11 protein-coding genes are annotated in these 21353 nt (G+C 59.1%); 7 read left to right on the plus strand and 4 right to left on the minus strand.

Annotated elements, in window-relative coordinates; genetic code table 11:
- Positions 1-53: 53 nt before the first annotated feature.
- Positions 54-4004, minus strand: coding sequence for a trifunctional transcriptional regulator/proline dehydrogenase/L-glutamate gamma-semialdehyde dehydrogenase (gene putA, locus ACM6IR_RS01175; protein ID WP_414905994.1), 3951 nt, complete (start codon positions 4002-4004; stop codon positions 54-56).
- A 463-nt stretch (positions 4005-4467) separates the two neighbouring features.
- On the opposite strand from putA, the gene putP reads away from it, so the two are divergent.
- From putP to ACM6IR_RS01210, 7 genes are all read left to right on the plus strand, one after another.
- Positions 4468-5952 (plus strand): sodium/proline symporter PutP, encoded by a 1485-nt coding sequence (gene putP, locus ACM6IR_RS01180; protein WP_414905995.1) that lies wholly within the window; start codon positions 4468-4470, stop codon positions 5950-5952.
- 369 nt (positions 5953-6321) lie between these two features.
- Complete coding sequence (locus ACM6IR_RS01185; protein ID WP_414905996.1) at positions 6322-8238, plus strand: type VI secretion system tip protein VgrG; 1917 nt, start codon at positions 6322-6324, stop codon at positions 8236-8238.
- Positions 8228-8965, plus strand: a complete 738-nt coding sequence (locus ACM6IR_RS01190) for a DUF4123 domain-containing protein (RefSeq protein ID WP_414905997.1) — start codon at positions 8228-8230, stop codon at positions 8963-8965. Before ACM6IR_RS01185 ends, ACM6IR_RS01190 begins: the two co-directional genes overlap by 11 nt.
- Positions 8965-13764 carry an RHS repeat-associated core domain-containing protein gene (locus ACM6IR_RS01195; protein WP_414905998.1) on the plus strand — a complete coding sequence of 1600 codons (4800 nt, stop codon included), beginning with the start codon at positions 8965-8967 and terminating at the stop codon, positions 13762-13764. Before ACM6IR_RS01190 ends, ACM6IR_RS01195 begins: the two co-directional genes overlap by 1 nt.
- The gene (locus ACM6IR_RS01200; protein WP_414905999.1) at positions 13764-14180 is read left to right on the plus strand and encodes a hypothetical protein; all 417 of its coding nucleotides are present in this window, start codon (positions 13764-13766) and stop codon (positions 14178-14180) included. Before ACM6IR_RS01195 ends, ACM6IR_RS01200 begins: the two co-directional genes overlap by 1 nt.
- 481 nt (positions 14181-14661) lie before the next feature.
- On the plus strand, positions 14662-14985 hold the full coding sequence (locus ACM6IR_RS01205) for a hypothetical protein (protein ID WP_414906000.1): 324 nt from the start codon (positions 14662-14664) through the stop codon (positions 14983-14985).
- A gap of 288 nt (positions 14986-15273) precedes the next feature.
- Complete coding sequence (locus ACM6IR_RS01210) at positions 15274-16113, plus strand: 23S rRNA (adenine(2030)-N(6))-methyltransferase RlmJ (protein WP_150634746.1); 840 nt, start codon at positions 15274-15276, stop codon at positions 16111-16113.
- 118 nt (positions 16114-16231) lie between these two features.
- Here the strand turns inward: ACM6IR_RS01210 and msrA are convergent, their stop codons facing one another.
- From msrA to ACM6IR_RS01225, 3 genes are all read right to left on the minus strand, one after another.
- Positions 16232-16879, minus strand: coding sequence for a peptide-methionine (S)-S-oxide reductase MsrA (gene msrA / locus ACM6IR_RS01215; protein WP_414906029.1), 648 nt, complete (start codon positions 16877-16879; stop codon positions 16232-16234).
- 93 nt (positions 16880-16972) lie between these two features.
- Positions 16973-19666: an EAL domain-containing protein gene (locus tag ACM6IR_RS01220; RefSeq protein ID WP_414906001.1), complete on the minus strand. Its 2694-nt coding sequence runs from the start codon at positions 19664-19666 to the stop codon at positions 16973-16975.
- Between the two features lie 287 nt (positions 19667-19953).
- Positions 19954-21348 (minus strand): alkaline phosphatase D family protein, encoded by a 1395-nt coding sequence (locus ACM6IR_RS01225; protein ID WP_414906002.1) that lies wholly within the window; start codon positions 21346-21348, stop codon positions 19954-19956.
- Positions 21349-21353 lie beyond the last annotated feature (5 nt).

Raw genomic sequence — 21353 nt, forward strand, 5'->3', positions numbered from 1 at the left:
TGACTGATAGGCCGCTTTCGCGAGCAGGCTCGCTCCCACAAGCGTAGTGCTGTTTAGCCGATGGTCATCAGGCTGGCGTTACCACCCGCCGCAGCGGTGTTGACGCTCAACGCCCGCTCGATCACCAACCGTTCCAGTGCAATGGTGGTCTCGCCCTGCGACAGGCCATGAACCCCGACAATCGCCCCGGTGCGCTTGGCCACTTGTTGGCACACGGCGCGTAGCTGATCGGAATGGCCATGGTGCAGAACCGCATCGAACAGCACCTCGTCCTTGGTCCAGTCGGAAACCCGCTTGATCTTCGCCTGAACGTCCTTCGGCAGACGTGCGAACACGGCCTTGGTCACTTCAGCTTCCGGCCATACCGCCGAGCCACCCACGGCCAACACCGCCGCCAGTTGCGTCAGCAGATCGCCTTCGACTTCCGCCAGGCACAACACGTGTTCGCGAGGCAGGATCGCGTAGCTGTTGCGCTCGCCGGTCGGCCCCGCCAGTACGCGGGTGATGCCGCTTTGCGATTGCGCCGCGAACTGCACGCACAATGCGCTCAGGTCGCTGAACTTATTGCTGTCGGCCCAGGCTTGCAGCGCGGTCAGCGGTTTGCTCATGGCATCACGCAGGCGAACGTCCGGTGCGGTGATGGCGTCACCGCGAGCGAAGGATTGTTCGATCGCATCGGTAGGACGGGTCGACAGCAGGCGGTACAGGTACAGCGGACCACCGGCTTTCGGGCCAGTCCCCGACAAACCTTCGCCGCCGAACGGTTGCACGCCGACCACAGCACCGACAATGTTGCGGTTCACGTAGACGTTACCGGCGTTGACGTTATCGATCACCTTGGCGATGGTCTCGTCGATGCGGGTGTGCACGCCCAGCGTCAGGCCGTAGCCGGAAGCGTTGATCTGACCGATCAGTTGATCGATGTCCTTGCGCTTGTAGCGAACCACGTGCAGCACCGGGCCGAAGATCTCCCGTTGCAGCTCGTCGAAGCTTTCCAGTTCGATCAAGGTCGGCATCACGAAGGTGCCGCGTTTGACTTCCTCGGTGTTGGCAATCGCCACCTGGTACACGCTGCGACCCTTGTCGCGCATGCCCTGGATGTGTTTCTCGATGCCGGCCTTGGCTTCGGCGTCGATTACCGGGCCGATGTCCACGGACAGGCGCTCTGGATTACCGAGGCGGCATTCAGCCATGGCGCCCTTGAGCATTTCGATGACACGGTCAGCGGAATCTTCCTGCAAGCACAGGACTCGCAGCGCCGAGCAACGTTGGCCGGCGCTGTCGAAGGCCGACGACACCACGTCGATTACAACTTGTTCGGTCAGTGCCGAGGAGTCGACGATCATCGCGTTTTGGCCGCCGGTTTCGGCGATCAGCGGAATCGGGCGACCCTGTGCATCCAGGCGCCCTGCGACATTACGTTGCAGCAAACGAGCAACTTCGGTGGAACCGGTAAACATCACGCCTTTAACCCGATCGTCACCGACCAGGCGCGCGCCAACCGTTTCGCCACGGCCCGGCAGCAGTTGCAGCACGCCTTGCGGAATCCCCGCTTCGAGCAGCAGGCGCACGGCTTGAGCCGCCACCAGCGGGGTTTGTTCCGCTGGCTTGGCCAGTACCGGGTTACCGGCGGCGAGGGCTGCAGCGACTTGGCCGCTGAAGATCGCCAGCGGGAAGTTCCACGGGCTGATGCACACCACGGGGCCCAGTGGGCGGTGGGCGTCGTTGGTGAAATCGTTGCGCGCCTGCACCGCGTAGTAACGCAGGAAATCCACGGCTTCGCGCACTTCAGCGATAGCGTTGGCGAAGGTCTTGCCGGCTTCGCGAGCCAGCAGGCCCATCAGTGGCTGGATCTCGCCTTCCATCAAGTCGGCAGCACGTTCCAGGATCGCGGCGCGTTCGGCCGGCGGGGTGGCCTGCCAGATCGGCGCAGCGTTCAGGGCGCACTGGATGGCGTTGTCGACGTCGTCGACGGTGGCTTCCTGCACGTGGCCAACCACGTCACGCAGATCGGACGGGTTCAGCACCGGTGCCGGCGTTTCGGAGCTGGAAGCGCAACCAAGCATCGGCGCGGCTTTCCAGTGGTTGTGAGCAGTGGCCAGCAGGGCGCAGGACAAGGAGGCCAGACGATGTTCGTTGGCCATGTCGATGCCGCTGGAGTTGGCGCGCTCGGCGCCATAAAGATCACGCGGCAGCGGGATACGCGGGTGCGGCAGGCCGAAGCCGCCTTCCAGCGTCGCCATCTGCTCGATGCTGGCCACTGGATCGGCCACCAGCTCCTGAATCGAAATGGATTGGTCGGCAATGCGGTTAACGAACGAGGTGTTCGCGCCGTTTTCCAGCAGACGACGTACCAGGTACGCCAACAGTGTTTCGTGAGTGCCGACCGGCGCGTACACGCGGCACGGACGGTTCAGCTTGCCTTCGGAAACTTTGCCTACAACCTGTTCGTACAGTGGTTCGCCCATGCCGTGCAGGCACTGGAACTCGTACTGGCCCGGGTAATAGTTCTGACCGGCGATGTGGTAAATGGCCGACAGGGTGTGGGCGTTGTGCGTCGCGAATTGCGGGTAGATGACTTCCGGTACCGACAGCAATTTGCGCGCGCAAGCGATGTAGGACACGTCGGTGTACACCTTGCGGGTATAGACCGGATAGCCTTCCAGTCCTTCGACCTGGGCGCGTTTGATTTCGCTGTCCCAATACGCGCCTTTCACCAGGCGGATCATCAGGCGATGACGGCTGCGGCGAGCCAGGTCGATCACGTAATCGATCACGTACGGGCAACGCTTCTGATAAGCCTGGATCACGAAACCGATGCCGTTCCAGCCGGTCAGTTGCGGCTCGAAGCACAGGCGCTCCAGCAGATCCAGCGACAGCTCGAGGCGGTCGGCTTCCTCGGCGTCGATGTTCAGGCCGATGTCGTATTGCTTGGCCAGCAAGGTCAGCGACAGCAGGCGCGGGTACAACTCCTCCATCACACGCTCGTACTGCGCACGGCTGTAACGCGGGTGCAGCGCCGAGAGTTTGATGGAAATGCCCGGACCTTCATAAATCCCGCGGCCGTGGGACGCTTTGCCGATCGAGTGGATGGCTTGTTCGTACGAGGCCAGGTACTTCTGAGCGTCGTGCTCGGTGAGTGCGGCTTCACCCAGCATGTCGTAGGAATAGCGGAAGCCTTTGGCTTCGAACTTGCTGGCGTTGGCCAGGGCTTCGGCGATGGTTTCGCCGGTGACGAACTGCTCGCCCATCAGGCGCATGGCCATGTCGACGCCCTTGCGGATCATCGGCTCGCCGCTCTTGCCGATGATGCGGCTCAAGGATGAAGTCAGGCCGGCTTCGTTATGGGTGGCGACCAGTTTGCCGGTCAGCAGCAAGCCCCAAGTAGCGGCGTTGACGAACAGCGAAGGGCTGTTGCCCAGGTGCGGGTGCCAGTTGCCGGTGCTGATTTTGTCGCGGATCAACGCGTCACGGGTGCCTTTGTCCGGGATGCGCAGCAGCGCTTCGGCCAGGCACATCAGTGCCACACCTTCTTGAGACGACAGGGAAAATTCCTGCAACAGGCCCTGGACAATCCCGGCACGGCCGCCAGCGCTCTTCTGATTGCGCAGTTTTTCGGCAATCGAGGACGCGAGCTTGTTGGTCGCTTCAGCCATCGCTGCGGGCAGGCGAGCCTGTTCGATCAGCATCGGCACCACTTCAGGTTCCGGGCGACGGTAGGCAGCCGTAATAGAGGCGCGCAGTACCGATTGCGGCAGGATGCTTTCGGCGAACTCAAGGAAGCACTGGTGGGCGTGATCCAGAGGCGCATCGACGACGTCGTCGGAATCCTTGGTCAAGCCGTTCAGCTCGGTCAGGGTTGCACCACCCTCGAGTTTTTCCAGGTAATTGAAAATGGCCTGCTTGATCAACCAGTGCGGGGTGCGATCGATCGAGGTCGCGGCGGCCTTGAGGCGCTCGCGGGTCGGGTCGTCAAGTTTGACCCCAAGGGTGGTGGTAGCCATATTTTTATCCTCATGTTTGCCACGACCGCGTGGCATCAGCTGGCGGCAAGATTAGCTGTGCAATCTTTGAGGTGCAACCGGGTGCAACCCTTTTTTTGTCGGAATAATACGCAGCTCGTCAGGAAATAAATTCCGGTACGAACGTACCGCTCCTGCTTGGTGCTTTTTCTTCTAGTAAAACCCTTTGACTGCGCTAAAAGGGAGCAAAAACAGCGCTTTTCCACGGATTGCGCTCTAGGTGCAACTTATTCTCGGAAATGGGTTGCACCTTATTTGCTTTGTTGAATAGGATTCGCGCCCAAGGTGCAACCTATAAAAAATACAGGTGCGCCGGCTGATGGCTTTCCTGGGGAAACATCAGTCATAAATGCGCGGCCCCCCGGAATCGCCTGAACAAACATTGTCGTTTGTCGGCGCTTTCGCACGCCGCCGCTACATAAAAACAAAGCCAGGGCATCACTTAATGAGCGTAAGCAATCCAACCCTGATCACGTTCGTGATCTACATCGCAGCAATGGTACTGATCGGGCTTATGGCCTATCGCTCCACCAACAACCTGTCGGACTACATTTTGGGTGGCCGCAGCCTGGGCAGCGTCGTGACGGCATTGTCCGCAGGCGCCTCCGATATGAGCGGCTGGTTGTTGATGGGCTTGCCGGGCGCTATCTACATGTCCGGTCTGTCCGAAAGCTGGATCGCCATCGGCCTGATCATTGGTGCTTACCTGAACTGGCTATTCGTCGCCGGCCGTCTGCGTGTGCAGACTGAGCACAATGGCGATGCGCTGACACTGCCGGATTACTTCTCCAGCCGTTTCGAAGACAAAAGCGGTCTGCTGCGGATCATCTCCGCGATCGTGATCCTGGTGTTCTTCACCATCTACTGCGCTTCCGGCATCGTGGCCGGCGCCCGTCTGTTCGAAAGCACCTTCGGCATGTCCTACGAGACAGCCCTGTGGGCCGGCGCTGCGGCGACGATTGCCTACACCTTCGTCGGCGGTTTCCTGGCCGTGAGCTGGACCGACACCGTGCAAGCCACGCTGATGATCTTCGCCCTGCTGCTGACGCCGATCATTGTGCTGTTGGCCACCGGTGGCATCGACACCACGTTCCTGGCCATCGAAGCGCAAGACCCCGGCAACTTCGACATGCTCAAAAACACCACCTTCATCGGCATCATCTCGCTGATGGGCTGGGGCCTGGGCTACTTCGGCCAGCCGCACATCCTGGCGCGTTTCATGGCGGCGGATTCGGTCAAGTCGATTGCCAATGCCCGTCGCATCTCCATGACCTGGATGATCCTGTGCCTGGGTGGCACCGTTGCTGTCGGCTTCTTCGGCATCGCGTACTTCTCGGCCAACCCTGCCGTGGCGATGCCTGTCAGTGAAAACCACGAACGTGTGTTCATCGAACTGGCGAAAATCCTCTTCAACCCATGGGTCGCCGGTGTGCTGCTGTCGGCCATTCTGGCGGCGGTCATGAGCACCCTGAGCTGCCAGTTGCTGGTGTGCTCCAGCGCCCTGACCGAAGACTTCTACAAAACCTTCCTGCGTAAAAGCGCTTCCCAGGTTGAACTGGTCTGGGTCGGCCGCGCCATGGTGCTGCTGATTGCCCTGATCGCTATCGCGTTGGCCGCCAACCCGCAAAACCGCGTGTTGGGTCTGGTCAGCTACGCCTGGGCTGGTTTCGGTGCCGCGTTCGGGCCGGTGGTCCTGATCTCCGTGATCTGGAAAGACATGACCCGCAACGGCGCACTGGCCGGGATACTGGTCGGCGCGATCACCGTGGTCGTCTGGAAACACTTCGAATTGCTCGGCCTGTACGAAATCATCCCTGGTTTCATCTTTGCCAGCCTGGCCATCTACATCGTCAGCAAACTGGGCACGCCGACCTCTGGCATGCTTCAGCGCTTCGCCGCTGCCGAGGCTGATTTCCGCCTGAACAAGTGACGGGGAAGAGCTGATGCTCTGACTTTGCACTGAACATGAAAACGGCCCGCTTCCTTTGGAGGCGGGCCGTTTTTTTTTTTTGTTGGCACTTAGCCAGAGGTATTGAAGTTTCCCTGTGGGAGCGAGCTTGCTCGCGATTGCGGTTGATCATTCAATAACGATGTCGACTGACCCGGCGCCATCGCGAGCAAGCTCGCTCCCACAGGTGTTTGCAGTGCTTCTTATGAGGAATGTCTGTAGCCAAACATCCCGATTCTTGAAGGAAAATTCCCTAAAAAAGTAGGGCCAATCTGATTTTCCTGTCCCTCCCGCAATGCCCCTTGTCGCTCATGCAGAATCGCCCGCCTTCGTTCTGCAGAGACACATCGGATGTTCGCTCCTGCTAATCAACCGCGTTTCACGTTGGTCGTCGACGGCGACCGGCATGACCTCAAGGTGCTTGAGTTTACGGGCAAGGAAGCCATCAGCCAGCCCTATCGTTTTGACCTTGAGCTGGTCAGCGATCGCCCGGACATCGAGCTTGAAAGCCTGCTACATCGTCAGGCGTTTCTGAGTTTCGATGCACAAGATTGCGGTATTCACGGTCAGGTTTTTCGAGTGGGCCAAGGGGAGACCGGCCAACGGCTGACGCGCTATCAAGTCAGCCTGGTCCCGCGTCTGAGCTACCTCGGTCAGCGCATCAATCAGCGGATCTTCCAGCACCAAAGCGTGCCGGCGATCATTGCGCAGGTTCTGAAGGACCACGGCATTCAGCGCGATGCCTTTGAGTTTCAACTCGGCAGCGACTACTCGCCGCGCGCGTACTGCGTGCAATACGCGGAAAGCGATCTGGCATTCATCCAGCGCCTGTGTGCCGAGATCGGTATTCACTACCATTTCCAGCACAGCCCCGATGGGCATCTGTTGGTCTTCGGCGATGACCAGACCGTTTTCCCGCGTCTGTCGGAGCCGACCCTCTACCTCCCCGGCAGCGGCTTGGTCGCGGATGCACCGACGATCAAGCGTTTCAATGTGCGCCTGGAAACCCGCACCACGGCGGTAACCCTCCGTGATTACGATTTCCATAAACCGCGCCTGGCGCTTGAGAGCCGCAGTGATAGCGAACAACGGCCGGTGCTGGAGGACTATCACTTTCCTGGCCAATTCACTGATCGTGAACAGGGTAGGGATCTGGCTCAACGAGCGCTTCAGCGTCACAACGCGGACTTCCGTCAGGCCGAGGGAGGCAGTGACGTATCTGCGTTAATCAGCGGGCATTTCCTGCACCTTGCCGAGCACCCGCGTCAGGCGTGGAATGACCTGTGGTTGATCACCGAAATCGAACACCGGGGTCGTCAGCCGCAAGTGCTGGAAGAGTCAGCGAGCAGCGACAGCCCGGATGATTTTCAGGGCTATCGCAACACCTTTCTGGCGACACCGTGGGACGTTTCGTTCCGTCCGCCGCTCATCGAAAAACCGCATGTCGCGGGCTATCAGGCTGCCGTCGTCACCGGCCCGAATGACAGCGAAATCCATTGCGACGAGTACGGCCGGGTCAAGGTTCAGCTGTTGTGGGACAGGCACGGCCAGTTGGACGAGCATTCCAGTTGTTGGTTGCGAGTTGCTTCCGGCTGGGCTCACAACCGCTACGGCAGCGTATTGATCCCCCGGGTCGGTATGGAAGTGCTGGTGGGTTTTGTCGACGGCGACGCCGACAAGCCGCTCGTTATGGGTTGCCTGCCCAATGCCTCGACGCCGTTGCCGCTGGAGCTGCCCGCCGACAAGACCCGCAGCACCTTCCGAACCCAAAGCAGTCCGGGGGGCGGTGGCTACAACGAATTGCGCATCGAGGATCGCAAAGGTGCCGAGGAAATCTACCTGCGGGCCCAGCGAAACTGGAATCAGCAGGTGTTGCAGGACGCGCACGTTCAGGTCGGAAACCAGCGCAGCGTGGACATTGGTGCAAACGATCACCTGCACGTGCGCGGTGACCGATACATCAACGTCAACAACCAGACCTTCAAGGCAAGCGGGCAATTCCACGTCAGCGCCGGCCAGCAAGTGGTCATCGACGGCGGTGCCAGCGCCACGATTCAGGCAGGCGGGCACTGGATCAATATCGGCCCCGCCGGGATCTTCAGCAGCGTACCGATAGAGCTGGGTGGTGCGTTGATGCCGACATTGAGCGCCCCGACGACTCAAAAAACACGCTTGGCCCTTAGCGCGGCACAGATTCTGAGCCTGAAAAGTGATGCGCCGTTCTGCGAAGAATGTGAGCGCTGCAAAGGGGGCGCCTGTGCAGCCTGAGCGCCTGCCGCCACACGCTTGGCTGGAGTGCCAGCCGCTTGAGCCTGGCGAGCAGTTATTCGCCGTTTTCGGCAATGCCAGTTCCGCCGAACCCTTTAAAGCCTGGCAGCGATGCAGCCCGGTACACGCACCGAGCCCGATCTGGGCAGACACCGGGTATGCCGAGTGGGAACCGGTCATGCCCTATGTCGCCATTGTCGATCCGGGCAGTGAGTTTCTGCAGTGGGTCGCCAGCACCGAGTCTTGCGACTGGGGTTGGCTGGCGGTGTCTGCTTCGACTCAAGAAGTACTGCTCGAACATTTGCGAAGCCTGACACAAGTGCTTTTACCCGATGGCAGCGCGGTGTTTTTTCGCTTTTGGGATGGGCGTTATTTGCTGCCGATCCTTCAGTCTGCGCAGGTCAGTGCGGCGCAATTATTGCCGGTGATCGGGCGTTGCCTGATCAATGGCCAGTCGCTCGAGATCGGTGGTGCCGCGATGAAAACCTCAAGGGTTTTCCCTTGGTGGGAAGTCACTGAGCCGTTGCTGCAACACCTCGCCCTCGCGTGCGCAACCACCCGCATCAACAACCTGATGCAGTGGTTGAGCGAAGAGCGCCCTGATCTTTACGAGGCGTTTTCCGAAAGTGTTTTGCAGCACAAGGTCGCGATCTTTCTTGAGTCGCCGGGTCTGCCTGATGCACCGAAATCAGCGTTGGTGGATTACCTGATGGCGGAGCTGAACTGATGGATCAGGTCGTACGGATTGAGCAGGCGCTGGATGGTTTTAATGACACGCTGGTTTTGTATCGCCAACAACTGCGAGGCTTTTTAAGCAGTAACGCGGACAGGGCCAGCCGCCTTACGGACATGCCTTCGCTGATGGGCATGGAGCGGCAGATCAAACTGGGGGATACCACCACGTCGGTGAGCAGTGGTGATGACGATTTTATCTCCAGTGTTGCGCAGTGTCCGAAGAGCGGGATTCTGCAGATCGAGAGCAAGTTCGAATCGGTTTACGACATTCCGCTGGGGAACATTCAGGTTGATGTCATTGCGGCAGAGGGCGGCAAGAGAACGCCGGTCACACTCGACGAAAACGGTAAAGGAACGTTCGAAGGCACTCCCGGCAAGTTCTACCGGGTTCATGTGCACAGTGACGTCACGCCGACGCAGATCGATGAGCTTTTCAAGTCTTACGATGGCCTGACCGAACAGCTGGAGGCTTGGCTGCGTCGTGAGTGGGAAGGGTTCAAACCGCAGTGGTCGCAGTCGGCTTTTGCCGCGGCGGGTAATGGGATGTTCGCGGGGAGTTGGTCCGCGATCATCGGCGTGTGGGACAGCATCAGCCTGCTCTCGGACATTCTGCAAAATCCCGGCAAATTCGTTGAGCGCTTGGGCAGCAGCGCCGATGAGCTGGCCAAGCTCGCAAAGACCGCGCCGGAGGCGATGGCAAAAGTCCAGCTGTTGGCCAGTGATGAAGCCGCATTGTGCTTGCTGCTGCGCACTGCCAGCCTGTGGCTGGAGATGCTGCCGCCCAGCGTGATCGCCGGCAAAACGGCCGAGGGCGTGGCCACGGTCGTGGTGCAACTGCTCATCGACATTCTGATCGGGGTTGTCCTGACCTTCGCGGGGGCGGGGGCGGGCATTGCCTACCTGAGCATGCGTCTTGCCCATTACGGCGCCCGGATCGTCAGCGCCGTACAGGGTTTCGTCAAAGCCATCTTCACCCTCCTCAACAGCTTCATGTCCTACGTAGACCGCTACAAAAAGGTCGCTGCACGCGGTGTCGCAGCGGGTGTGAAAAACGGCGGGATGCAGTTGCGGTGGGATGCCAAACGCAACACCACGCTCAAGCAAAACGAACACCGCGACGACGTTCCGGTTCAGGCGAAAAACCCCAACGGCGACAGCGCCGATACCGCCGGTAAAACCGCGACCAACAAATGCCCGGTGTCGATGGTTACCGGCGAAGAACTGCTGACCCTCACCGACGGTGCGCTGGACGGGATCCTGCCGTTCGACTTCACCCGGCTCTATCGCACCAGCGCCGCCGAGATCGATGACGGCCTCGGGTTCGGCTGGAGTCATTCGTTATCCCATCGACTGGACATCGATGGCGACACGGTCATCTGGATCGACCACGAAAACCGGCGCACCGTTTTCCCGCTGCCTGGTAATGAGCGCCCGGCGATCCATAACAGCCTGTCGCGCGCGGCGATTTATCTCGGCGACGAACCCGAAGAGCTGATCCTCGCCCAGGCGGGGGATGAGACGCGGTTTTATCACTTTATTAATGGCCGACTGACCGCGATCAGCGACGCTTACGACAACCGGCTACGTATCACCCGCGACCGTCAGGACCGCCTCCAACGCCTCGACAATGGCGCCGGCCGCGCCTTGCTGTTGCGCTACGACCGCCGCCATTTGGTCGCCGTCGACTACCAGCGTTTTGTCCCGGCGGACACGTTGGACGAGGCGTGGGTCACCGAACAGACGCTGGTCAGCTATCGCTATGACGACCGCAATCAACTGATCGAAGCCAGCAACGCCGCCGACGAAAGCGAACGCTACGACTACGACGATCAGCACGTCATCCTGCGGCGGCAACTGGCCGGTGGGGCGAGTTTCTTCTGGGCGTGGGAACGATCCGGCAAGGCCGCGCGATGCATCCGTCACTGGGCGTCGTTTGCGCAGATGGATGCGCGTTATGTCTGGGATGACCAGGGCAGCGTCACTGTCCAGAACATCGATGGCAGCGAAGAGGTTTACCAGCACGACGACCGGGCACGACTGGTACGCAAGGTCGAGTTGGACGGCGGCGAACAGCTCAAAGCCTACGACGACAACGGTCGGCTGATTGCCGAACAGGATCCGCTGGGCACCGTCACTGAATACCACTACGACGAGGTCGGACGGCTGGTTGCGCTGATTCCGCCGGAAGATGAACCGACGGCCTACGAGTACCGCAACGGTTTCCTGCATGCGCGGTATCGCGGCAAAGCTGTCTGGAAGTATCAGCGTAATCCTCAGGGTGACATCACCGAAGCGACCGATGCCGACGGTCAGGTCACCCATTATCACTACGATGAACAAGGCCGGCTGCTGTCGATCCGCTACCCGGACACCAGCCGCCACACCTTCGTCTGGAATGCCTTGGGCCAACTGCTCGAAGAAACCTTGCCGGACGGTGGTCAGCGGCGGTGTTCCTACGATGCGCTGGGGCGGCGGATTACCGCTCAGGACGAACACGGCGCTGTCACTCAGTACCAATGGGATGCCGTTGGCCGACTGATTCAGACGACGCTGCCCACCGGTGCTACGCGCGCCTTCAGCTACAACGCCTACGGCAAGATTACCGCCGAGCGCGATGAGCTGGGCCGCGTCACGCGCTATGAATACGTCGACGGTTTGCACCTGGTCAGCCGTCGGATCAATGCCGACGGCACCCAGCTCAAATACCGCTACGACAACGCCCAGCTGTTGCTCACGGAGATCGAAAACGAATCCGGCGAAACCTATCGGCTGGACTACACGTCCAGCGGCTTGATCCGTCAGGAAACGGGATTTGACGGGCAGCGCACGGCGTACGCCTACGATCTCAACGGACATCTGCTGGAGAAAACCGAGTTCGGCGATGACGGCTCGCAACTGATTACCGCTTATGAGCGCGACTCGGCCGGACGGTTGTTGGTCAAGACACTGCCCGACGGCATCAAGGTCGACTACTGCTACGACAGCCTTGGCCGACTGGTCGGCGTCGACGACGGCCACGACCATCCGCTGGAGTTCGAGTACGACCCCCAGGACCGACTGATCACCGAACATCAAGGCTGGGGCACGCTGCGTTATGGCTATGACGCCTGCGGCCAGCTCAACCGCCTGCGCCTGCCGGACGGCAGCACACTCGATTACCACCACGCCAAGGGCGGCGCGCTGACCGCTATCGACCTTAATGGTGCGCGACTCACCACCCACCAATTCACCTTCGGTCGCGAACAGCAACGTCAACAAGGTCAGCTCACCAGCCACTACCACTACGACGACCAAGGCCGGCTGCACACCCACGCGCTCAACCAGCAGACCCGACCGTCATACCTGCGCCACTACAGCTACGCGGTCAACGGCAACCTCGCCGCCATCGCCGACAGCCGCCACGGCCAGCGCAGCTATTACTACGACCCGCTCAATCGCCTGACCCGCGTGCGCCACACCCGCGACGACCCACAGGAAACCTTCGCTCACGACCCGGCCGGCAACCTGATCATGCAGGACCGCCCCGGCGCCGCGACCGTCAAAGGCAACCGCCTGCTGATGCAAGGCGATCGGCATTACGACTACGACGCCTTCGGCAACCTGATCCGCGAACGCCGTGGCACCGCCCAGAAACTCGTCACCGAATACGCTTACGACTGCCAACACCGCTTGGTCGGCGTCACGACACCGGATGGACGTGGCGCCAGCTACCGCTACGACGCCTTCGGCCGCCGCATCGCCAAAACCGTCGACGGCCACACCACTGAATTCTTCTGGCAAGGCGACAACCTCATCGCCGAAAGCAGCCGCAAGCACTACCGCAGCTACCTCTACGAACCCGGCAGCTTCCGCCCCTTAGCCATGCTCGACGGCAAAGGCCCACGCCAGGCCTGCCCGTTCTACTACCAACTCGACCACCTCGGCACGCCGCAGGAGTTAACAGATTTTGGTGGCGAGATTGTCTGGTCGGCGAAGTACAACGCCTATGGCAAAGTCACCCGGATCGCGTTGGGCGGGGGCGAGGAACTCGAGCAGCCGTTGCGGTTTCAGGGGCAGTACTTTGATGGCGAGAGCGGTCTGCATTACAACCGGCATCGGTACTATGATCCGGAGGTTGGACGGTACCTGACACCGGACCCGATCAAATTGGCGGGTGGGCTGAACTCGTATCAGTACACGCCGAATCCGACGGGGTGGGTTGATCCGTTGGGGTTGAGCGGGAATTGTCCGCTGCCGAATAAGCCTGGGTGTAAGGCGCCGGATGATACGACTGGCGCTAAGGTTGATGAAGGTGAGCCGCCGCTGCCGAAAATGACGGCCGAGCAGCGTCGAGCGAGGATTGATGAGTTGGCGGAGGCGAATGCGAAGGGGCGGGTTATGGCGATGGAGAAAAAATACGACATGCACACCGTCAAAAAACACAGCTCAGAAATATCTGATGACGCGCTAAAGCAGCGAGCTATTAACGGAACGGATCCTCATACGGGAAAAATTCCGAAAGGTGCAAAAGGAAATTTAAGCTCTCAGTTCGGTAACTGGAGAGTTCATTTCAATGCGTTGAATAAAGCATTGACTAGGGAAAGGTTGGGGTTGAGCCCCCATACGGGGAAAGACCAAAACAAAAATCCGATTGTAAGGATGGAGCTTCCTGGCGCAGGTCGTGGGTATAGGCCAAATAAAAAAAATATAGACAATCCTAAGCTAAATGAAGATTTGAATTGGTTTGAAGTTAAGTTTGATAAATACGATGTGACGCGACCCTTTACAGGTTTTCCTGCGGAGAAGAAATAATGTTGCTTGATCCATTTTTAAATGAAGAGTTTCGGCCGGACTTAATGTGGTTTATTGGGGTTTTTGGAGTTTATGACCGCGAAGAGACTCTCGGTGCCGAGCTTGAAGTCTATGATCCTAATGATACTGACGATAGAGCCGAGCTGATCAAAAAATACAGCTTGGATTTAGACTATTTGTCCTATCGCCATAAATTTGTTTTGGTGGAGTCTTTGGCAAATAAGCTGAATGACGAAAGTTATGACTTTCAGGGTTTGTTTGATATTGACGAGGATGAAGCTGCGAGCTGGCCTCGTGGTGAGTGGTACGAATTGGAGAACCCTCGGGAGTTTCTCCAGCATGTCTACACGCTGGCGAAAGAGGTTTGGAAAGACGACCTCCATAAAGCCAGCCTCGAAGATCAATCAACTTGGTAAGGCTTGTTATCTTTGAGGCAGATAGATTTTATGACCGCTTCGCGCTCAATTCGCGGGCAAGCCACGCTCCCACAGGATTGAAGTCGTTCCCATTTTTGGTGGGCTGCCTCGTCCCTGTAGGAGCGAGGCTTGCCCGCGAAGGCGGTCTTACAGGCAACGAAGATTTCCGGGCAAGGTCGTCGGACGTTTCCTTCAAGTTGTAGCGGTTTCCATGAACTGGTGCACAACGGGCGCCATCGATAGTCTTTGGCGGTCACTGCAAATTCAGTGACAGGGCGTGGAAGCCCTTCTATCGTTAGGCGCGTCAAGCGCCACCAGTTCGGCGTTTTTTATCGTCTGTGTTTTATGGTGGCTGTGCGCGGGGCGCTTTCGAGTGCGCCGAGTGCCTAACGTCTCGGTCTTCCACACCTGCGTACAGCCGCCACCTATTGCGTGGAAGTGATTGCTGGCGGTTCCAATTCATACGTTAGGAATCAGATCAATGACAACACTTCACCCAGATCCACCCTACGAAAAACCAATCCCCCACCCCGAAAACCGCTTCATGGCGCTCACCAGCAATTGCAGTGACATGCCCACCCTGTTCGTCGATACCCAAGCGCCGCTCGATGTTTTGTATGACGCAGCCAGCTATCGAATTCGCGCCGTCACCCAGGTGCTTGAGAACCTGTCGATGCGGGGTTCGATTGAGTGTGAATCCTTTATCCTCAGCGACTTTGCGTTGCTGTGTGCCATTGCGTTGCGGGATGGGTGTGATGTGCTGGATGTGGTTGGGCGGCGGTTGCGGGCGCGGGCTTCGGAGTAGCGCCTAGGGGCTTTCCCTGATGCTGTTCAGTTAAGCAATTCTGGCGGAGACGCACGTTTTGTAGCAGCTGGCGAAGCCTGCGTTCGGCTGCGCAGCAGTCGTAAAATCAGCACTCGCGGTATTTCAGGGGCACCGTGCAGGCAGGGTTTACGACTGCTGCGCAGCCGAACGCAGGCTTCGCCAGCTGCTACAGGGGGTGCGATCACCGCGTAGCGCAGCCGCTCGGCTGTGAGGCCCTGACGTTGGGCTCGGTACAAGGTAAACTTCCGGGCCTTCGCAGGAGCAATCATGAATTATCGTCACGCCTTCCATGCCGGCAATCACGCCGATGTGTTCAAACACCTGACTTTGACCCGCCTCATCGCTTTGATGTCGCGCAAGGAGCAGCCGTTTGCCTATCTCGATACTCACGCCGGCATTGGTCTGTATGACCTGCAGGGCGATCAGGCGAGCCGTACCGGTGAATACCTGGAAGGCATTGCGCGTTTGTGGGATCAGCCGGATTTGCCGGCGTTGACCGCCGATTACATGAAGGTGCTGCACGACATGAACCCGGATGGCCAGTTGCGCTATTACCCGGGTTCGCCGGAACTGGCGCGGCGTCTGACGCGCCCGCAAGATCGGCTGATGCTCAACGAGAAGCACCCGGAAGATGGTGTGTTGCTCAAAGACAACATGGCGGGTGACCGGCGGGTGAAGGTGCACCTGGGTGAAGGCTGGCATGTGCCGCGTGCGATGCTGCCGGTGCAGGAGAAGCGGGCGGTGATGTTGATTGATCCGCCGTTTGAGCAGCTGGATGAGATGCAGCGCTGTGCGGCGTCGCTGAAAGAGGCGATTGGCCGGATGCGCCAAACCGTGGCGGCGATCTGGTATCCGGTGAAGGACCAGCGCATGTTGCGGCGTTTTTATCAGGATCTGGCGGGTACGGGCGCACCGAAGTTGTTGCGGGTGGAGTTGCTGGTGCATCCGCTGGATACGCCGAACAGTCTGAACGGCTCCGGGTTGGCCATTGCCAATCCGCCGTGGGGGCTGGAAGAGGAATTGCGTGAGTTGCTCCCGTGGTTGTCCAAGAAGTTGGGACAGACCCAGGGTGGGTGGCAGATGGATTGGTTGATTGCTGAGAGTTGATTGTTGATCAGACGCATCTATGGCGTCTGGCCTGACGCCTTCGCGGGCAAGCCTCGCTCCTACAGTTTGATGTGATCCGTAGGAGCGAGGCTTGCCCGCGAAGCTTTTTGGGCCTGAATCAGATCGGGCAGGTCACGCCTGTACCGCCAATCCCGCAATACCCTTCAGGGTTTTTCGCCAGGTATTGCTGGTGATAGGCCTCGGCGAAGTAAAACGTTGGCGCTTCTTCGATTTCGGTGGTGATGGTGCCTTTGCCAGCCTTGGTCAGCTCAGCCTGGAACACTTGCGCGCTGTGCTTGGCCGCTTCCAGTTGTGCCGGATTGGTGGCATAGATCACCGAGCGGTACTGGGTGCCGATGTCGTTGCCCTGGCGCATGCCCTGGGTCGGGTTGTGCAGTTCCCAGAACATCTTCAGCAGCTGTTCGTAGCTGACTTTTGCCGGCTCGTAGACCACCAGTACCACTTCGCTGTGGCCAGTCAGGCCCGAGCAGACTTCTTCATACGTCGGGTTCGGCGTAAAGCCGCCGGCGTAACCCACCGCCGTACTGACCACGCCTTCGCGCTGCCAGAACTTGCGCTCCGCGCCCCAGAAGCAGCCCAGGCCGAAGATCGCGAAATCCACGTCGGTGACGAACGGGCCCAGCAGCGGGGCGTCGTGGACGAAGTGTTTTTCCGGCACGGTCATTGGGGTTTCACGGCCAGGCAGAGCTTGTTCTTTAGTCGGGAGCACGTTTTTGTTCACCAGGATTTCCGAGCGCAGAACCATCATCAGTCCTCTCAGTCAGGTTGGGGATGTAGTTGCACAGACCGTAAGTGTGCCTAATGCCGGACAGTTACGCACTACCCAATGTGGGAGCTGTCAGGGGATTGGGCCGCGCGGGTAGCGTTTGAGCTTTTCGATCAGCTCGGAGCCCGGGATCGGTCGGTCGAACAGATAACCCTGGCCGACATCGCAGCGGTGGCGGCGCAGGAAGGCCAGCTGTTCGGCTGTCTCGATGCCTTCAGCCACGACCTTGAGTTTCAGGTTGTGGGCCATGGCGATCACCGCCGAGGTGATTTCCATGTCGTCCTGGTTGTCCGGGATTTCGTGGATGAAACTTCGATCGATCTTGATGATGTCGATCGGGAATTTTTTCAAGTAGCTCAGCGACGAGTAACCGGTGCCGAAGTCATCCATGGCCAGGGTCAGGCCCAGGCGTTTGAGTTGGTCGAGCTGCAAGTGGGTGTCTTCGGTGGCTTCCAGTAGCAAGCCTTCGGTCAGCTCCAGCTCCAGCAGGTTCGCCGGCAGCGCTTCTTCCTTGAGGATGTTGGCAATCGACGACACCAGGTCCGGGTCGGAGAACTGTTTGGGCGACAGGTTGATCGCCACTTGCAGATTGCCCAGGCCCGCAGCGGTGAGGTCTTTGCTCATGCGGCAGGCCTGGCGGGCGACCCACTTGCCAATCGGAATGATCAGGCCGGTTTCTTCGGCGACGCTGATGAACTGGTCCGGGCGAATCATGCCTTTTTCCGGATGGTTCCAGCGCAGCAGCGCTTCCATGCCCAGCAAACGGCCACTGCGCAGGCACAGCTTGGGCTGATAGAACACGTCCAGCTCGTTCTGGGTCAGGGCGCGGCGCAGGTTGTTCTCCACGAACAGTTTGTAGCTGGCCTCGGCATTCAGCGCCTCGGTGAACACCTGAACCTGATGTTTACCGTTGGCCTTGGCCTTGTGCAGCGCGAGGCCGGCGTTACGCATCAGGGTTTGCGGGTCGCGGCCATGCAACGGCGCGCAAGCCAGGCCCACGGAGCCGGTGACGCTGATCAGCTGGTTGTCGACGAACATCGGTTTGTCGAGGGTCATCAGCAGCTGGTTGGCGACTTGTTGGCCCGTGTGCAGGTCGGTGTTGTCCAGCAGCACCGCAAACTCGTTACTGGCGAAGCGTGCCAGGCTGCCGCTCGGGATCAGGCTGTTGCGCAGGCGCCGGGCCAGGCTGATCAGCAGTTTGTCGCCGGTCTGGTGGCCGAGGCTGTCGTTGATCCGCTTGAAGTTGTCGATGTCCACCAGCAGCAGGCTGATGGGCGTATCGCTGTCTCGGGCGAAGCGTTCGTCGAGGTTGCGGATGAACGCCGGGCGATTGCCAAGGTTGGTCAGGTTGTCGGTGTAGGCCAGGCGCTCGATGCGTTGCTGGGCGAGCTTGGTCTGGGTGATGTCTTCGTAGATGCCGATGTAATGGGTCAGTTCGCGGTTATCACCGTAGACCTTGGAAATCGACAACTGACCCCAGTAAGGTTCGAGGTTTTTGCGACGGCTCTTGAATTCGCCCTGCCAACTATTGCTCTTGGCCAGCGCCGAGGGCGCGTCGAACAACAGTTCGCTGAGGTTTTCCAGGGCCGGCAGTTCCGACAGTCGCTGACCGTGGACTTCATCGGTGGTGTACTGGGTAATCGCAGTGAAGCTCGGGTTGACGTATTCCACCACACCGTCGCAATTGACCAGCAGAAAGGCGTTGGCGCTTTGCTCCACCGCACGCTGGAACAGGTGCAGTGCGCTGGTAGCGGTACGACGGTTATGGTTGTTGATGACTTGGGCGAACTGATCCGCCAGCTCGCCGGCAAAGGCGATTTCATCCGATTGCCAGGCGCGTGTCACGCCGGTCTGTTCCAGGCAGAGCACGCCGACCACTTGGCCGTCGACCCGGATACTGGCGTCGAGCATGGCGTTTACGTCGCGCTGGCGCAGTCTTTCGGCCATTTCCCGGGTGCGCGGATCGCGGATGGCGTTATGCGCATCAATGGCGCGACCGGTTTGCAAGGCGTCGAGGTAATCGGGGAAAACACTGACGTCGATCGGTTCCGGCAATACATCTTCCCGGTTGCTGCGGTGATAGGCCGAAATCGGCACCAGCATCGAACCTTCGAGGTTCCACAGGCTGGCGCTGTCGATTGCGTAGATGTCGCAGGCGCTGCGGGTGATCAGCTCGGCGGCTTCTTGCAGGGAATTGTTGGAGCTGTAGCGCTGGCGGGTCAGCAACAGGATCAAGTCCTGCTGGGCACGCACCCGTTCCAGGTGCAACAGCTGTTCCTGCTGGGCGCGTTGATTGAGTTCCAGGGCGATTTGCAGGCGCGAGTTCTGGGTTTCCAGGTCCTGCGTGGGCAGCAGTTGTTCACCTTCGAACAATCGGTCCACGACCATCAGGTAGCCGCGCAACAAGTGCCGATTGTGCTGTCGGTAAGCTTCGCCCAGTTCGAGCAGGTTCAGGGAGCCTTTGGCGGTGTGCAGCTTGTAGCGGATCAGGTAATGCGGGCTGTTGCTGAGTTGTTGCTGAATCGCGTCGTGCAGTTGATAGCGCGCTTCGGGCTCCATCAGGCTGGCGTAGGGTGAATCGACCAGGGCACACAGCTCCACGGCTGGCAGACCAAACGCACGCTCGCAATTGGGATCGAGAAACAGTAGCGCCCAGCTCGCCTCATTCAGCCGTTCGAAACGCAGCATGCCGAGCCGCGAGGGCACAGGCAACTGCGTCACTACCTCGGCCACCATACGGCTGGCGGCATCGGGTTGGCTTTTCATTGAGGGAAACTCGCTTCGAAAATGCTGATCGCGCCGGGCTCTCGCCCTCTTTACTGTTGTCTGCGGCAAGGTTGCATCATTGCGGCACCGACTGACAAGAGAGATGAAGGCTAAGTGCTATAAGAATATGTCGGCAGGGAAAGAGATTTCTTCAATTAGCGGCTAAAAGACCGTTTTCGAGCCTTTGTAGGAGCGAGCTCGCTCGCGATGGACTAGAGAGCAATGCGTTTATTCACAAAGAACGCTTCATCGTTAACGTCCATCGCGAGCAAGCTCGCTCCTACAGTTCAACGCAGTTTTATGTGGGTCGATTGCAGCAGCTTGCCGTCCCGGTCGTGGTAACTGACGCGAATCTGTTCCGAATCCACGATCAGGTGCGCAAAGTTGTCCTGGCTGATCACCTCGCTGGTCAATTCATGCCGATATTCACCTGCGGTTGTCCGGGCCAGCGCTTGATCGAGAATGAAGGTCGCCGCCTTGGCATATGGCAGCATTTTGCTGTTGCACAGGGGTGACGAAACGATGGTGTGAATCTCGAAATCCGGGTCGTCACTGTGGGTCAGTCGACTGGTCAGCGAGCCGTGGACATCGCCGGAAATGAAGATGACGTTCTTGATGCGGTGCGTGCGAATCGTCTCCAGCAATCGTAGGCGTTGTTCCGGGAAGGCTTGCCAGGCGTCGTCGCCCTTGCGTTTGCGGTCGGGGTAGAACATCACGCTGGTGACCACGAATTTAACTCTGGCCGGGCTGTGGATCAGCCAATTGCACAAGGCCTGTTCCTGCCCTGCATCGAGAATGCGGCGGTCATCGGCCGACAGGTTGCGTCGGGTCCGGCTGTCGGTGACAAACCATTCAATATCGCCTTCGCTGAACTGATACCAATATCGGTTCAGGCGTTGATCGGGTTGCCAGTTGGCCAGGAACTCGTGCGCCGGGCTGTGGCTGGCTTGATATAACTCATAAGCCGCGATGGCATTTTTATATAAATAGTCATCGTTGTTACCTTTGTTGGCCGGCCAGTTGTCTTCGATTTCATGGTCGTCGAGGATCATGTAAGTCGGTACGCTGGACATTAACGTTTTAATGTTTGGTTGGGAAAAAGCCGCGCGGTACTTGCGGAGTATCTCCTTGAGTTTTCGGTCGGGGGCAATGATGTTCAGGTCATCGACATAGACTTGATCGCCGGTCATCAACAACGCGCTGATGGGCGGGACAGCGCGCTGCGCAAGCTTCGTGATCGAGGCGAAAATCCGGTCCCCCAGATGGGGGTCAGAAGGCATGCCCAGCGTCATCCGCAGGTAACGGCATGACCCGACGATGTAGGCCCGTGGCGTCGTGACAGCGTTGGACGGTGTGCGCAGGCGGTAGATGTCCCGCGGCCATTGCAACGGCAGCTCCTGGACTGTCTCCACGGTGTGCACCGGGCTCATGGGGCTGAACCAGCCCGCCTGATACTCGTACTCGGTGCCGGCGGCAAGGTCATTGAGTGCAATGACATCGGCCATGTCGCGCAAGGGAGTCAGTTTTGCAAAAGTGCCTTTTGACCAGCGCTCGTCACCGAGTCGTCGATAACGAATGCCGGCAAATACCAGCGCGTTGTTCTGTAATTCACCGCGCAAAAATATACGTGCGTGGTGTGTTGTAGTGTGGCCAATAATCGGGCCGACGGTGGGCTTTAACATATTCG

Source organism: Pseudomonas sp. IT-P253 (assembly GCF_949768125.1).
Taxonomy (GTDB): domain Bacteria; phylum Pseudomonadota; class Gammaproteobacteria; order Pseudomonadales; family Pseudomonadaceae; genus Aquipseudomonas.